The organism is Romboutsia hominis (genome assembly GCF_900002575.1).
In the GTDB taxonomy this organism is placed as follows: Bacteria; Bacillota; Clostridia; order Peptostreptococcales; family Peptostreptococcaceae; genus Romboutsia_C; species Romboutsia_C hominis.
In genome coordinates, this window is record NZ_LN650648.1 from 189,597 (window position 1) to 204,744 (window position 15,148).

Consider the following 15,148-nt stretch of genomic DNA (forward strand, 5'->3'; position numbering starts at 1 on the left):
AGATTAACTTAGTAAATTATCCATATTATAATACCCAGGACTTTGGTTAACTAAAAATTTAGCAGCAGTTATAGAGCCTTTAGCAAAGATATCCTTAGATTGAGCTATATGTTTTAACTCTACAACTTCATCATGACCTGCATATATGACATTATGCTCACCAACAATAGTCCCACCTCTAATAGCGTGTATTCCTATTTCATTTTCACTTCTTTTCGCCTCGCGGCCATATCTTCCATAATTATATTCAATACTAGGTAGTACATCTTTTATTGCATTAGCAATCATAATAGCAGTACCACTTGGTGCATCAACTTTTTTATTATGATGTTTTTCTATTACTTCAATATCAAAACCATTTAACACTTTAGTAGCTTCTCTTACTAATTTTAATAAAACATTAACTCCTAAGGACATATTAGAAGAGTGGAAAATAGGAATTATATTAGAGGCATCTTTTATTTTATTTAACTCTTCTTCATTATATCCAGTAGTAGCAATAACCAAAGGGGTTTTAGTATTTAAAGCATAAGATAAAACATTATCTAAAGCTAAGTGATGAGAAAAATCTATTATTACATCACCTTTTTTAGAAATATCAGACATAGTAGAGAAAACGTTAAAAGATGTTTTTTCTTTTTGGCTAGGAGATACTCCACAAACTAATTCTAAATCAGGATCTTGTTCTATACATTTAGTTAAAACTCTACCCATTTTTCCAAAGCATCCATTAACTATAACTTTTAGCATGATTTTTCTCCTAATGATAATCCTTGATTTTTTAATTCTTGTTTTAAAACTTCTAAGTTTTTATCTTCCATTTCAGCTAGAGGTAGTCTTAAATTTCCAACATTAAATCCAAGTAAATTCATAGCAGTTTTAACAGGTATAGGATTAACTTCTATAAATAAAGCATCTATTAAAGGCTTTAATTTAAGTTGTAATTCTCTAGATCCTTTTATATCTCCTTCTAAGAATTTATAAACTAAATCATGAGTTTCTTTAGGACAAACATTAGCAAGAACAGATATTACTCCATGACCTCCAACTGATAATAATTGAATTATACTATCATCATTTCCTGAATAAATAGCAAAGTCATCTGGAACTAATCTAGCTATTTCTCCAACTTGAGATAAATCTCCACTAGCTTCTTTTATAGCAACTATATTATCTATTTTAGCAAGTTCTGCTACTAAGCTAGGTTTCATATTCATAGATGTTCTTCCCGGAACATTGTACATAATTATAGGAAGATTTACGCTTTTAGCTATAGTTTCAAAATGAAGCTTAAGACCATTTTGGTTAGCTTTATTGTAGTAAGGTGTTATAACTAATAATCCATCAGCTCCAAGTCTTTCAGCTTCTTGACTTAAATAAATAGAATGTGCAGTGTTATTTGAGCCAGTTCCAGCTATAACAGGTATTCTTTTATTAACTTTATCAACAGTATATTTTATAACAGCAAGCTGTTCTTCATCGCTCATAGTAGTGGATTCCCCTGTAGTTCCACAAACAAGTATTGCATCAGTATTATTCTCTATGTGATATTCAATTAATTTTCCAAGAGTCTCAAAATCTACACCATTTTCATCAAAAGGTGTAACTAAAGCAACTGCAGAACCTTTAAATAACATATACAAAACCCCTTTATATAAGAATTTACCTAATTAGGTATTAAAGTATTAAACTAAATCACAAGCAACTAATAATTCTGCTATTTGAACAGTATTAGTAGCAGCACCTTTTCTGATATTATCGGCAACTACCCATATATTTACTCCACTATCTACACTAAAATCTCTTCTTATTCTTCCAACGAAAACTTCATCACGACCAGTAGAATCTACTGTAGTAGGATATTTATTTTCTTTAGGATTATCCATGACAATTACACCATTCATGTTTTCTAAAGTATTAACTAAATCAGAAAGCTCAAATGGGTTTTCAAATTCAATATTTATAGATTCACTATGACTATTTTTTACAGGAACTCTAACTGTAGTAGCTGTAACCTTCATATCGAAATCATTAAATATTTTTTTTGTTTCATTTATCATTTTTAATTCTTCTTTTGTATAACCATTGTCTTCAAAAACATCTATATGAGGAAGACAGTTGTAAGCTATTGGATGAGGATAGAAACTATTAGGTTTTCCATCAACACCATCTTCTAAATCTTTAATACCTCTTACACCTGAACCAGATACAGCTTGATAAGTAGAATAAACTATTCTTTTTATTTTATATTTTTCATGAAGTGCCTTAAGAGGAACTACAGCTTGTATAGTAGAGCAATTTGGATTAGCAATTATTCCTTTATGTTTTTTTATATCTTGTGGATTAACCTCAGGAACTACTAAAGGTACATTTTCATCCATTCTCCAATAACTAGAATTATCAATAACCACAATACCCTTTGAAGCTGCTATAGGAGCATATATAGAACTTATTTCACCACCAGCAGAGAATAAGGCTATTTGTATATCTCTATCAAAAACATCTTTATTTAATTCTTCAACTACATATTCTTTTCCATTAAATACTACAGTAGACCCAGCAGACTTAGCAGAAGAGAATAAATATAGTTGATTTATAGGGAACTTTCTTTCTTCTAAAACTTTTAAGAAAGTTCTTCCAACCATACCAGTAGCACCAACAATAGCTACATTAACTTTTTTCATAAAATCACCCCAAATAAATTGATTAAGTATCTATATAAAATTATTCAAGGAGATTAAAATATATTCTATTTGTTGATAATAAATCCCTTTAAAAATATTTTCTATAAAAGAGGTAGAAAATATAGCTTTTTTGTTAAGCTTTTCAGAGAATAGAAAAATAATAAAAAAGGACTATAACTAAATAGTCATAGTCCTAAGTAAACTTTAATTTATATTATCTAACTCAATCTTAAGAATACACAGTTATATTTTAAGACTCAAATTATATTATAAATTTATCTACATCCCTTATTAAAAAGAGGATCAAATTACTTACACATTAAGTGCATTTTCACTATCTATATTAAGTGCAACTTCAATACCTTCAAGAGTAGAATTTAAAGCTACACGTGGACTTTTTGCATCACCAATCACATGGAAAGGAATTTCTAAATCTCTACATTTTAATTGAACATCTTCTAAAGCTACTGAAGTTGCACCAAGAGCAACGACTACAGCATCACAATTAATACTTGTTTCAGTTTCATCTTTAACATATACAACTTCATTTTCTTTTATTTCCACAACCTTGGCACCAGGAATTTGATTAACACCTATTACATACATATTTTCAAGCATATTCATACTTCTAATCCAGCCTAAATCTCCACCGAATCTGTCAGATTCATCAATAACTGTACATTTTATACCTTTGTCAGTTAAGTATTGAGCAGTTTCTAAACCTACCATTTTTCCGCCAAGTATAACTACATTACCAGAAAGTTCTATATTACCAGATAAAACTTCTTCATAAGTAAATACATTTTTACTTTCTATACCTTTTATTTCAGGTTTTGAAGCAACAGCACCAGTTGCAATTATTACTTCATCAGGATTAATTTGAGATACCAACTCAGGAGTTACAACTGTATTTAACCTAACATCAACACATAAACGAGTAGCTTCTTTAGCTTCCCAGTTAACAGCATCAAGCATCTCACCTTTATATGGAGCAGCACCAGCTAAGTTAAATTGCCCACCTAATTTATTGCTAGCTTCACATAAAATTGGGTTATGCCCTCTAACTTTTAGCATGTTAGCAGTCATCATACCACCCATACCACCACCAGCTATTAAAACTGTTTTAGGGTTAGTTGTTTTAGTAATAGGTTGACCTTCTTTACCAACCATAGGATTTCTCATACAAGTAATTGTAGGAATATTTGGATTCATTATAGAGTCAAAGCAGCCCTTCAAGCAACCAACACATAAACGTATACTATCAGTTTTACCATCTTTTGCTTTATTACAGAATTCATGATCTGTAATTTGAGCACGACCTATAGCAACCAAATCACACTTTTCTTCTTCTATAAATTTATTTGCAATTTCTGGATGATTGATTCTACCAACTCCAACTACAGGCATTTCAATAGCATCACGTATCTTTTTTACATTTTCAATGTTATATCCGCGAGGAGTATCAATTGAAGGAACTTCATATTTTAGAGCTGCAGACTTATTATTACCTCTTGAAATATCAATTATATCAACACCTTCAGCTTTAGCCATCTTTAAAAACTCAATTACATCTTCTATAGTAAGTCCATTTTGAACATAATCATCTAATGCATCTACACGCATAAATAAAGGCATAGTTTCTGGCATATTAGCACGCATAGTACGAATAACTTCAAGTGAAAATCTTGCTCTATTTTCTAAAGAACCATTATATTCATCATCACGTTTATTAAAAGCAGCACTTAAGAATGTATGAGGAAGATAAGTATGAGCAGCATGGAATTCTATAGCATCACAGCCAGCTTTTACTGCCATTTTAGTGGATTTTCCATAACAATCAACAATTTCTTTTATATTTTCATGAGTCATGCCTTCTGTAACCATAGGAGTTCTATCTTTTGGAAGTAGAGCTATTGCAACTTGACCACCATGCCAAATTTGAACACCTATTTTACCACCAACGCTATGTACGCTATCTATAAGTTTTTTCATACCTTCAAAATGTTCATCTTTATAAAGGGCTACATAACCATTACCATGAGTACTTGGGTGTATAGCACAAACCTCAGTAAAATTAAGTCCACAGCCGCCTTTTGCAATTGCTACATGATAATCAATTAAATTTTGTGTAACAAGTCCAGTAGGAGAAGCCATTTTTGTCATCATTGCTGGAAGTATTACACGGTTTTTTATTTCTAAATCTTTTATTTTAAATGGAGAAAACAAAGAATTATAGTTCATAATCATATCACCTTTCACTATTAAAATTTATTATTTAGCTATACGTTATATTTATAAAATTACATTACAATTCCACCATCAATATTTAATATTGCACCAGTTGTATATGAAGAATCCTCTGAAGCAAGGTATACAAAAGCACCAGCCATTTCATAAGGCTCAGCCATTTTTCCAAGTGGAGTTACTTGTCTCATATGTTCAACCATTTGATCTGTAACAAACTTTTTTACCATTTCAGTAGCCACAGAACCAGGAGCAACAGCATTAACTCTTATATTGTATTTACCAAGTTCTCTAGCAAATGATCTTGTAAGGCCATTTACAGCAAACTTAGAAGCAGTATAAGCACATTGTCTGCCAGCACCATTTACACTTACTAAAGAGCTTGTGTTAATTATATTACCACCGCGGGCTTTCATAATTTTAACCGCAGCTCTTGTGCAACGGAACATTCCTGTAACATTTACGTCCATAACTTCTTCAAATTCTTCATCTGTCATTAAATCGATATCTTTTGTAGCTGTAATACCAGCATTATTAACTAATATGTCAACATAGCCCCATTTATCAACTACTTGTTTAAACATTTCATTGATTTCATCAGTACTTGACATGTTTGCGTGAACTGCTATAACATCAGCATTAGGATATTTTTTTTGGATAAGATTTAGTGCGTTATTTGCAGTTTCAGCTCTACTTCCACATATTGCAACTTTAGCACCTTCTTTGACATATCTATCAACTATAGCAAAACCAATACCACGTGATCCGCCAGTAACGATTGCAACTTTATTTTTTAGTTTCATAAAATTAATTCCTTTCAAAGTTAGTTTATATGTTAATTACAAAACAATTACAATGGAGTTATAAATTAGATAAGATAAAACAAAACTAAAAAATTTAATTTAATGTGATAAATAAATTTTTATTCAATTAATAGAATTGAGTATTCGAAATAATTACATTATTAGAAATGATTAAATTTTCCAAAACAACTATTGAGATAATCGTAGGACACAAAATTTAATTTGTCAATAAAATTTTAAATTTGAAATTGTAAAGTTTTATAAAAAATAAAAAAGCTGCAAAATTTAATATTTACAACTTTTTTAACTATTAGAAAGTAAATCAGATATTGTTTTTGAAATATCTAATAAATCTTTAATAATATCTTGTTTATGAAACTTATTTAAGTAAGATTTGTGACCGTATATACTAAGTGTTGCTATAGCTTTCTTATTATTTAAAATAGGTACACAGTAGCAAAGTTCATCAAAGTGATACTCACCAGATTCATAAGCATAGCCATCATTTTTTACCTTTTTTAAGTAAGCAACTAAATCATCAATGCTTGTGAAGAAGTTACCTTTAAATCTGCTATTAGATACTTTTGAAAGGTAAATTTGTATTGCTTCATTAGAAGATTCCAACTGGCAGTTATAAGCTAACATACAATGAGCTACGGCAGGACGATAAGCCTCACAATTTAGAGGATCCTCATGTAGTGAATAAAAAGTTGTAGTGTAGTAACCAGAGTAGTTTCCTATCACAAAAACATTTGAACCTTCAATTACGGATAGAGAAACTGAGTTGCTATATTTTTCTGCTAAAAATGCCATATATGGTCTTGCAGTAGTAGCTATTGGTAAATTATTAGCAGCTGAAAATCCAAGAATGAGCGCTTTACTACCTATTGTATACAGACCTGTTTTAGGATCTTTTGATAGAAAATCTTTTTGATACATTGTGGTTAAAGTTCTATGAACAGTACTTCTGTGTAAGTTCATAACTTCAGCAATAGAAGAAACGGACATTTTACCACCATTTGAATGAATAAGACTTAATATATCTAAAGCCCTATCTAAACTTTGTAAAGAAGACAAACTTATATAAACCCCTTTCGAAATATATAATTTTTTTCTTATAGTATAGCATAATTTAAATAAAAAAATAAAAAATAATTGTTCCATATAGTGCGACATTCATATGGAGATAATATAAAAAAATTATAAAAAATAAGTTGAAATGTATGTAAATATCGAACTTATAGTACGTTTATAGTTTATTTTTAATAAAATAACTTTAAAATAGTGTTGCGGTATATGAAAAGGGTTGCTACAATGAAATTGAAATATACTTTTAATACTTAAAAACATATTATTTTCAATAAAATTCAAAACAGTTACATTTTATACTATTCAAATATTCAGATTAAACTTAATTAATTCAAAATAATAGAATTTAAAACAATTAAATTCCAAATAATTACACCTAATAAAATTCAAAACAACTATTAAAATTTATTTAAGGGAGAAGTAATTATGGATAATTTTAAACTATATACACCAATTAACATAGGCAATGTTGAAATAAAAAATAGAGTTTTAATGGCGCCTATGAGCCTTGGCTATGAAGAAAAAGATGGAAATGTAAGTTCAAGACTTCAAGACTTCTGGATTGAAAGAGCCAAGGGTGGAGTAGGTCTTATTGTTGTAGACGCAGTTACAGTGGATAGCTCAGTTCCATATTTAGGATTTACAATTAGTTTAGGAGAAGATAAATTTATCCCTAAATTCAAATCGTTTGTAGATGAAATTCATGCAAATGGTTCAAAATTATTTCCTCAAATTACACATCCAGGACCTGAATCTATTTCATGGATGTTTGGTAAAACACCAGTAGCTTCTTCAAACTATATAAATAGTTTAGGAAAATCAGTTAGAGAACTTAAAGTAGAAGAAATTGAAGCTATAGTTGAGCAATATGGTGATGCTGCAAGAAGAGCTAAAGAAGCAGGTTGCGACGGGGTAGAGTTTCACTGTGCCCATGCATATATGTTAGCAGGTTCTTTCTTATCTCCACTTAGAAATAAAAGAACAGATTGCTATGGAGGTAATTTAGACGGTAGAGCTAAATTTGCTTTTGATGTAATTAAAAATATAAAGAAAAAAGCTGGAGATGATTTCCCTATACTTATGAGAATTTCAGGCGATGAAAGAGTATTAGGCGGAAATACATTAAATGATATGTTGTATTTAGTACCTAAATTTGTAGAAGCTGGGGTAGATGCTTTTGAAATTTCTGGTGGTACTCAATATGAATTATGTTGGAAAATAATCCCTTGCCATTATGAGTCACCAGGAGTAAATATAAAAGAAGCTGAAGCTATTAAAAAAGTTTCTAAAGTACCTGTATTTGTAGTTGGTAAGATTAATGATATAAAACTTGGCGAAAGTTTAGTTGAAAGAGACGTTGTAGATGGAGTAGTATTTGGTAGACCTTTACTTGCTGATCCTGAACTTGTAAATAAAGGGTTTGAAGGAAGATATGAAGATATAAGACCATGTGCAAGTTGCGGTGGACCTTGTATAACAAGAGAAAGATCTAACCCAGTTGCAAAATGTGCAATAAACCCTGAACTTGGGCGTGAAAAAGAAATGGCTATTACAGAAGCAAAAATAAAGAAAAATGTAGTAATAGTAGGTGGTGGACCAGCTGGTTTAGAAACTGCAAGAGTTGCAGCTAAAAGAGGTCATAAAGTTACTTTAATTGAAAAGTCAGATAGACTTGGAGGTCAAATAAATCTTGCAGCTATTCCTCCTCACAAACAAGATTTAACAAGATGGGTTAAATATTTAAAAGTTCAAGTTGAAAAATCTAATGTAGATATAAAATTAAATACAGAAGCAACAGCTGAGTATATAAAAGAATTAAATGCAAATGTATGTATTATCTCAACTGGTTCAACTCCGTTTATACCAAAAGTAAAAGGCATAGAAAATATTGATGCTATAACAGGTAGTGATGTGCTATCTGCAAAGGTTAAAGATGCAATACATGGAAAGGTTCTTGTAGTTGGAGGTAGTCTTGTAGGATGTGAAGTTACTGAAACCATATTGCACAATGCAGTAGGACCTGTACAAATTCATATGATTGAAATGTTAGGTGAAATTGCACCAAATCTATGCCCAAATAATAAAGTACCTCTTATGAAAATGCTTAATGAAAAAGGCGTTGTAATGAGCACTAATACAAAACTTTTAGAAATTACAGAAGATGGTACAGGAGTTATAGTTGAAAAAGATGGAAAAGAAGAAGTGCTAAGTGGATTTAGTAAAATAATTTTCTGTTGTGGTGCAAAACCGGTAAATAATTTAGCAGATGAACTAAAAGATATTGAAGTACACATTATAGGAGATGCCAACAAGCCAGGACAAGTCCATCATGCTATTGAAGCAGGAGCAATACTTGCAAGAAAAATAGGAGATGTAGAAAATTTAGATAGCGAAAAAGCGATTGCAAATTAAAAATTAAAGAGGGGGATCCGGTATGAGTACTATTGAAAAGTTAGAACAAAGATTAATACAAATGGAAAAGGAAATTACAAGACTTAAAGATATAGAATCTATAAAAAGTTTGAAGGGAAAATATCTACGTTGCTTAGACTCTAAGCTATGGGATACAATAGGAGAATGTTTTTGTGAGGATGTAACGACAAGTTACTCAGATGGAAAACTTTCTTTTACAGGTAAAGAAGAAGTTGTAAATTTCTTTAGAACTTGTATGCCACCAGAACATATAACTATGCATCAATGTCATACTCCTGAAATCGAGTTTGAAAGTGATACTGTAGCTTTTGCATATTGGTATTTAGGAGATAACCTAATATTATTAGATAGAAATATGGGAATTAGAGGTGGAGCATTTTATCGTGAAAGCTATGAAAAAGTTAATGGAGAATGGAAGATAAAGACAATTGGATATAAGCGTACATTTGAAGAAAGATGGGATAGAAATGATCCAAAAAGTGCAAAGATTACTTATAATATGCATAGTAAAGAATAAAATAGTCAAGTGATTAACTCTTATGTAGGATATAAAGCTTTTGTATTAAATATAAAACTATCCTTATTTTTAATAATATATATTGTTTTTAAAGATCCTTACGAGGGTCTTTTTTTACGCTTAAGGAAATTATGATACTTCATAAACTGTAGATAATTATTGAAATTAAGCAATACCAATTAGTTTTATGAGCGTAAAAAAGACATTTTGAGCAACGGACGAAGTCGTTGGCGACATGAAGTGTTTTGCCGACACGTCGCTCAAGCGCAGCGAATTTTTTATATCTTTAAAAATAGAGTACAAGTATAGTCAGATTCATTGAATTTTATTTTTGTATATAAAATATGAAGGAAAATGTAGAGTCTGTACGGAATTGGAGAATATATTATTTATAGTGAAACCATTATAAAAGCTATCGGGGTCGAGATTCAAATATAAATAAGTTAACAAAACGATATATTAAGGGGGGAAGTATATGATAAAAAATATACCTTTAGAGAATAAGATTAACAAACATAGAAAGATATTAAATTCCATTGCAGAGCTAGGAAGAAAAGAGTTTAAGACGTCACAATACATAAAGGATTATTTAGATGGAATTAATATATCATATAAAGAATATCTAGATACATCTATCGTAGGAATTATAAAAGGAAATAATGGTGATAAAACTATAGCATTTAGAGCAGATATGGATGGATTGTTAACAGATGAAGGTCCGAAACACTTATGTGGACATGATGGACATATGAGTATATTACTAGGTCTTATAGAATTTATCAGTATGAATAAAGAAAAATTAAAGGATGATATAGTATTTATATTTCAACAAGCAGAAGAAGGTCCAGGTGGAGCTAATGAGTTGATTGAAGCAGGAATAATACAAGAATATAATATAGATGAAATTTATGGTCTTCATATATATCCAGATATAGAAACAGGATATATAGGAGTAAGAAGTGGATATTTTATGGCACAGGCAGGAGATATAGATATAAATATATATGCTAAAAGTGGGCATGGAGCAATGCCTCAAAATGGAATAGATGGAGTTGTAGTTGCCTCGAATTTAGTCACTAATCTTCAAACTATAATATCCAGAAATGTAAGTCCTATTGATACAGCTGTACTTAGCATAGGAATTATAAATGGAGGAACAAGAAGAAATATTATAGCTGAAAATGTTAATTTACAAGGCACAATAAGAACATTTAAGCCAGAAGTATATAGTAAGATTAAAAAAAGAATACTAGAAGTGTGTAAAGGAATGGAAGTTTTATATAATTGCAAAGTAGATTTAAAAATAAGAGATGATTACCCAGCTGTTAATAATGATAAAAAGTTATATGAAGAATTTATACAAATCATAGATAAAGATAGGCTAATACAACTTGAGCCACTTATGATATCAGAGGACTTTTCATATTATCAAAAAGAAGTACCAGGATTATTTTTCATGCTAGGAGCAAGAAATATAGAAAAAGGGTTTGTTAATGGACTTCATAACATTAATTTTGATTTTGATGAAGAAGTTTTAAGAAATGGTCTAGAAATATTTATTAAATTGTTAAAACATAAGAGATCAATATGTTAAAATACATTTAAAAATTTATACTATGAGTATAAAATAAGAATTATTTAATATATAGTTAAAGAAATGAGTTTTTATAATTAAAGGATACCCCTATAAATGTTTGTATAAATTTCGTCTAAATGACAAGAATACAAATATGTAAAGGGGTGTTTTTTATGGATTTAAATAAGCCAGGCAAAAAAAGTACAAGTAAATCTAAAAAGAAAAAAATATTGACAGACAATGATATAATGAAATATGAGATAGCATCAGAACTAGGTCTAATAGACAAGGTAAATGAATTAGGCTGGGCAGGTCTTACAGCTAAAGAAGCTGGAAGAATTGGTGGAATACTCACATCTAGAAAAAAACAAAAGAAAAAGATGGAGGAGTCAAATAAAGAGGATGGATCAGTATAAAGATTTTGCATTCATCTATGATGAACTTATGAATGAAGTTGATTATAATGGATGGGTTGAGTATATAGAAAAAATAATAGAAAAAGAAGGTACTAAAGTACAGAATATATTAGAATTAGCTTGTGGTACAGGAAATTTAACTATACCATTAACTAAGAAAAACTACGATATTGCAGGAATAGATATATCAGAAGAAATGCTTGGAGTAGCTAGAGAAAAAGCAGAAAAAGAAGGTGTAGAGTTAGTATTACTACAACAAGATATAGCTGAATTAGACTTTGATATAACAAATTTAGACTGCGTATTATGTGCTTGTGATGGATTCAATTATATAACATATGATGAAGATTTAGAAAATGTATTTAAAAAGACATATGAACTTTTAAAGGAAAATGGATTATTTATATTTGATATAAGTTCATTCTATAAATTGTCATCTGTACTTGGAAACAACATGTATGGAGAAAATAGGGAAGACATAGCTTATATGTGGCAAAACTACTTTGATGATGAAGAAAATCTAGTAGAAATGGAATTAGCCTTCTTTGTAAAAGATGAAGACGGTAGATTTGAAAGATTTGAAGAAGTTCATCAACAAAGAGCATATACAGAAGAAGAAATATTAGACATGTTACAATCAGTAGGATTTAAAGATATAAAAGTTTATTCAGATTTTACATTTGAAGCACCAAAAGAAGATAGTGAAAGGATATTCTTTGTAGGTAGAAAATAAAGGCATATATGGAGGAATTGTTATGAAGGATTATGTAATAAGAGCAACTGCAGGAGAAGGTCAAGTTAGAGCTTTCGTAGCAACTACTACTAACCTTGTAGAAAAAGCAAGAGAAGTACATGGTACAACAAAGGTTGCAACAGCGGCTTTAGGGAGAACATTAACAGCAACATCAATAATGGGGTTAATGATGAAAAATAAAGGTGACAAGGTTACTGTTATAATAAAAGGTGGAGGTCCAATAGGAACTATACTTACAACATCTGATTCTACAGGAATGGTAAAAGGATATGTTCAAAATCCACAAGTAGAAGTACCAGATTATGAAAATGGAAAGCTTAACGTGGCTGCAGCAGTAGGAACTGATGGAGTAGTTAAGGTTATAAAGGACTTAGGTCTTAGAGAGCCTTACAATGGAGCATACCCACTTGTAAGCGGTGAAATAGCAGAAGACTTCACACATTATTTTGCATTATCAGAGCAAACACCATCTGTAGTATCATTAGGTGTTCTTACAACAGAGTATGAAGTAGAACATGCAGGAGGATTTGTTGTTCAGCTTATGCCAGATGCAACAGAAGAGACAATATCTCAACTAGAGCAAAATATATCTAAGTTAGACTCAATAACAAATATGATGTTAGAAGGAAAAACTCCAGAAGATATATTAAGTATAGTATTAGAAGGACTAAACCCAAGAATATTAGATAAAATAGAAGTTGGATTTGAATGTGAATGTTCAAAAGAAAAAGTTGGAGAAGCGCTAGTTTCTATAGGAAAGAGACAACTTCAAGAAATAATAGAAGAAGATAAAAAAGCTGAAATAGGATGTCAATTCTGTAACTCAAAATATAATTTTAATGAAGAAGAATTAATAGAACTATTAAATAGCTTAGAAAACTAAAAAATAAGCTCTTTTGCTAAGTACCTTATTAAATGGTAAAATATACTTATGCAAAAGAGCTTTTTTACTTACTAAGGGAATTTATCGCCTTGGAAATCGTGGATAATCTATAAATTAAAGTTATATTAATATATTTGAAAAAAGTAAAAAAGAATTTTTGAGCAGCGGACGAAGTCGTTGGCAATATGAAATAGTTCGCCCATACATGGCTCAAGCAAAGCGAATTTTTATTATAAAAAATTACATATAACAATGGGGTGAATAGGTAATGAACTTTAACCAAGGACTGGAACTAACTCAATCTCAAAGCCTAGTAATGACGACTCAGTTAAAGCAATCATTAGCTATACTAAATATGAGTAAGTTAGAGCTAGACGAAGAAATAAAAAGAGAATGTGAAGAAAATCCTTTAATAGATGCAGAAAAAACTACAGAAATAGATTGGGAAGCATATATTAAAAATATTGAAAAGTCCAACTTATATGATAAAAATGAGGTTAGCTACAACAGGGATAATGAAGTTAGCTTTGAAAATATGGTAAAGTATTCATCAAGCTTATATGAAGACTTACATTTTCATATAAGTTTATATAAGCTAAGTAAAAAAGAAATGGAAGTTTGTGACTATATTATCGACAGTCTAGATGAAGATGGATATTTAAGAGTAAATGAAGAAGAAATAATAAGTGAATTAAATATAGATAAAGAGTTATTTGAAAGCTGCTTATTAAATATACAACAATTAGAACCAAATGGTGTAGGAGCAAGAAACATATCAGAATGCTTAATTATACAAATAAGAAATTTAGGTATAGACAATGAAATATTAGAAAAAATTATATTAAATGACTTAGAATTGATAGGAAATAATAAATATAGGGATATTAGTAAAAAATACAAAATATCTCTGCAACAGTGTGTAGATATGATGGAAATAGTTAAAAGTCTAAATCCAAAGCCAGGTATATCTGTTAGTAAAGAAAGTAGTATGTATATACATCCAGATGTAATAGTCGAAAAATTAGATGGGGAGTTTATAGTATATAGAAATACTAACGATAACTATCAATTAAACATAAATAATTTTTATAAAGAAATACTAAAAAATGCAAGCTCAGATAATAGTGCAAAGTCGTTTATAAAGGAAAAATTAAATTCAGCGACAATGCTAATTAAGAGCATAGAAAGTAGAAATAGTACAATTATGAAAATAGCAAAAGAAATTGTAAAGTCTCAACGAGAGTTTTTTGAAAATGGAGTCAGGTATATAAAGCCTATGAGGATGAAAGATATTGCTGATAGATTAGGTTTTCATGAATCTACAATAAGTAGAGGTGTAAATGGAAAGTATATGCTAACAACTTTTGGAATATTTGAATTTAGATATTTTTTTAGTAGCGCTATAGAATCTAATAAAGATGAGGGTACATCTAGCTTAAGCATAAAAAAAATGATACAGGATAAAATAAAAGCGGAAAATAAGAAAAAGCCATTAAGTGACGACAAGATAGCAAGTATGTTAAAAGAAGAAGGGATTAATATAGCTAGGAGAACGATTGCTAAATATAGAGAAGAGCTTAAAATACCATCTTCAAGTAAGAGAAAACAATACTAGTATTAGAAAATAAAAATAAAAATATCTCAAAAACTATTGAAATATATTTACATTTCATTTACAATAAAATTATCTTGTGGGACTAAAAAAATACACGGGGACATAAAAAGTCCCTCAGTGGACGTTGATGAAGG

Annotated in this window: 13 protein-coding genes; 7 read left to right on the top strand and 6 right to left on the bottom strand. The window is 29.9% G+C overall.

Annotation, left to right across the window (positions count from 1 at the left end; genetic code table 11):
* Nucleotides 1-3: 3 nt before the first annotated feature.
* From dapB to FRIFI_RS00880, 6 genes are all read right to left on the bottom strand, one after another.
* Complete coding sequence (gene dapB / locus FRIFI_RS00855) at nucleotides 4-750, bottom strand: 4-hydroxy-tetrahydrodipicolinate reductase (RefSeq protein ID WP_166504723.1); 747 nt, start codon at nucleotides 748-750, stop codon at nucleotides 4-6.
* A complete protein-coding gene (gene dapA / locus FRIFI_RS00860) occupies nucleotides 744-1,637 on the bottom strand; it encodes a 4-hydroxy-tetrahydrodipicolinate synthase (protein WP_166504724.1) in 894 nt (297 codons plus the stop codon). The genes dapB and dapA overlap by 7 nt, the downstream gene beginning before the upstream one ends.
* A 48-nt stretch (nucleotides 1,638-1,685) precedes the next feature.
* Nucleotides 1,686-2,684 (bottom strand): aspartate-semialdehyde dehydrogenase, encoded by a 999-nt coding sequence (locus FRIFI_RS00865; RefSeq protein WP_166504725.1) that lies wholly within the window; start codon nucleotides 2,682-2,684, stop codon nucleotides 1,686-1,688.
* Nucleotides 2,685-2,996: 312 nt separating this feature from the next.
* Complete coding sequence (gene baiCD, locus FRIFI_RS00870) at nucleotides 2,997-4,925, bottom strand: bile acid Fe-S flavoenzyme BaiCD (RefSeq protein WP_092922525.1); 1,929 nt, start codon at nucleotides 4,923-4,925, stop codon at nucleotides 2,997-2,999.
* A gap of 59 nt (nucleotides 4,926-4,984) precedes the next feature.
* Nucleotides 4,985-5,731 carry an SDR family NAD(P)-dependent oxidoreductase gene (locus FRIFI_RS00875; protein WP_166504726.1) on the bottom strand — a complete coding sequence of 249 codons (747 nt, stop codon included), beginning with the start codon at nucleotides 5,729-5,731 and terminating at the stop codon, nucleotides 4,985-4,987.
* A 303-nt stretch (nucleotides 5,732-6,034) separates the two neighbouring features.
* Nucleotides 6,035-6,907: an IclR family transcriptional regulator gene (locus FRIFI_RS00880; protein ID WP_092922532.1), complete on the bottom strand. Its 873-nt coding sequence runs from the start codon at nucleotides 6,905-6,907 to the stop codon at nucleotides 6,035-6,037.
* A 339-nt stretch (nucleotides 6,908-7,246) separates the two neighbouring features.
* On the opposite strand from FRIFI_RS00880, the gene FRIFI_RS00885 reads away from it, so the two are divergent.
* The 7 genes from FRIFI_RS00885 (at nucleotide 7,247) to rpoN (ending at nucleotide 15,014) form a co-directional block, all read left to right on the top strand.
* The gene (locus tag FRIFI_RS00885; protein ID WP_166504728.1) at nucleotides 7,247-9,232 is read left to right on the top strand and encodes an FAD-dependent oxidoreductase; all 1,986 of its coding nucleotides are present in this window, start codon (nucleotides 7,247-7,249) and stop codon (nucleotides 9,230-9,232) included.
* Nucleotides 9,233-9,254: 22 nt separating this feature from the next.
* Nucleotides 9,255-9,770, top strand: a complete 516-nt coding sequence (locus tag FRIFI_RS00890; protein WP_166504729.1) for a nuclear transport factor 2 family protein — start codon at nucleotides 9,255-9,257, stop codon at nucleotides 9,768-9,770.
* A gap of 475 nt (nucleotides 9,771-10,245) precedes the next feature.
* Nucleotides 10,246-11,364 (top strand): amidohydrolase, encoded by a 1,119-nt coding sequence (locus FRIFI_RS00895; protein WP_166504730.1) that lies wholly within the window; start codon nucleotides 10,246-10,248, stop codon nucleotides 11,362-11,364.
* A gap of 155 nt (nucleotides 11,365-11,519) precedes the next feature.
* Nucleotides 11,520-11,762, top strand: a complete 243-nt coding sequence (locus FRIFI_RS00900; RefSeq protein ID WP_166504731.1) for a small, acid-soluble spore protein, alpha/beta type — start codon at nucleotides 11,520-11,522, stop codon at nucleotides 11,760-11,762.
* Nucleotides 11,749-12,495 carry a class I SAM-dependent methyltransferase gene (locus FRIFI_RS00905; protein ID WP_166504732.1) on the top strand — a complete coding sequence of 249 codons (747 nt, stop codon included), beginning with the start codon at nucleotides 11,749-11,751 and terminating at the stop codon, nucleotides 12,493-12,495. Before FRIFI_RS00900 ends, FRIFI_RS00905 begins: the two co-directional genes overlap by 14 nt.
* A gap of 22 nt (nucleotides 12,496-12,517) precedes the next feature.
* Nucleotides 12,518-13,399 (top strand): Hsp33 family molecular chaperone HslO, encoded by an 882-nt coding sequence (gene hslO, locus FRIFI_RS00910; RefSeq protein ID WP_092922550.1) that lies wholly within the window; start codon nucleotides 12,518-12,520, stop codon nucleotides 13,397-13,399.
* Between the two features lie 268 nt (nucleotides 13,400-13,667).
* A complete protein-coding gene (rpoN, locus tag FRIFI_RS00915) occupies nucleotides 13,668-15,014 on the top strand; it encodes an RNA polymerase factor sigma-54 (RefSeq protein WP_092922553.1) in 1,347 nt (448 codons plus the stop codon).
* Nucleotides 15,015-15,148 lie beyond the last annotated feature (134 nt).

Coding starts and splice junctions, on each gene's coding strand:
- dapB (WP_166504723.1), bottom strand. CDS start 750: ATGCTAAAAGTTATAGTTAATGGATGCTTTGGAAAAATGGGTAGAGTT.
- dapA (WP_166504724.1), bottom strand. CDS start 1,637: ATGTTATTTAAAGGTTCTGCAGTTGCTTTAGTTACACCTTTTGATGAA.
- FRIFI_RS00865 (WP_166504725.1), bottom strand. CDS start 2,684: ATGAAAAAAGTTAATGTAGCTATTGTTGGTGCTACTGGTATGGTTGGA.
- baiCD (WP_092922525.1), bottom strand. CDS start 4,925: ATGAACTATAATTCTTTGTTTTCTCCATTTAAAATAAAAGATTTAGAA.
- FRIFI_RS00875 (WP_166504726.1), bottom strand. CDS start 5,731: ATGAAACTAAAAAATAAAGTTGCAATCGTTACTGGCGGATCACGTGGT.
- FRIFI_RS00880 (WP_092922532.1), bottom strand. CDS start 6,907: ATGTCGCACTATATGGAACAATTATTTTTTATTTTTTTATTTAAATTA.
- FRIFI_RS00885 (WP_166504728.1), top strand. CDS start 7,247: ATGGATAATTTTAAACTATATACACCAATTAACATAGGCAATGTTGAA.
- FRIFI_RS00890 (WP_166504729.1), top strand. CDS start 9,255: ATGAGTACTATTGAAAAGTTAGAACAAAGATTAATACAAATGGAAAAG.
- FRIFI_RS00895 (WP_166504730.1), top strand. CDS start 10,246: ATGATAAAAAATATACCTTTAGAGAATAAGATTAACAAACATAGAAAG.
- FRIFI_RS00900 (WP_166504731.1), top strand. CDS start 11,520: ATGGATTTAAATAAGCCAGGCAAAAAAAGTACAAGTAAATCTAAAAAG.
- FRIFI_RS00905 (WP_166504732.1), top strand. CDS start 11,749: ATGGATCAGTATAAAGATTTTGCATTCATCTATGATGAACTTATGAAT.
- hslO (WP_092922550.1), top strand. CDS start 12,518: ATGAAGGATTATGTAATAAGAGCAACTGCAGGAGAAGGTCAAGTTAGA.
- rpoN (WP_092922553.1), top strand. CDS start 13,668: ATGAACTTTAACCAAGGACTGGAACTAACTCAATCTCAAAGCCTAGTA.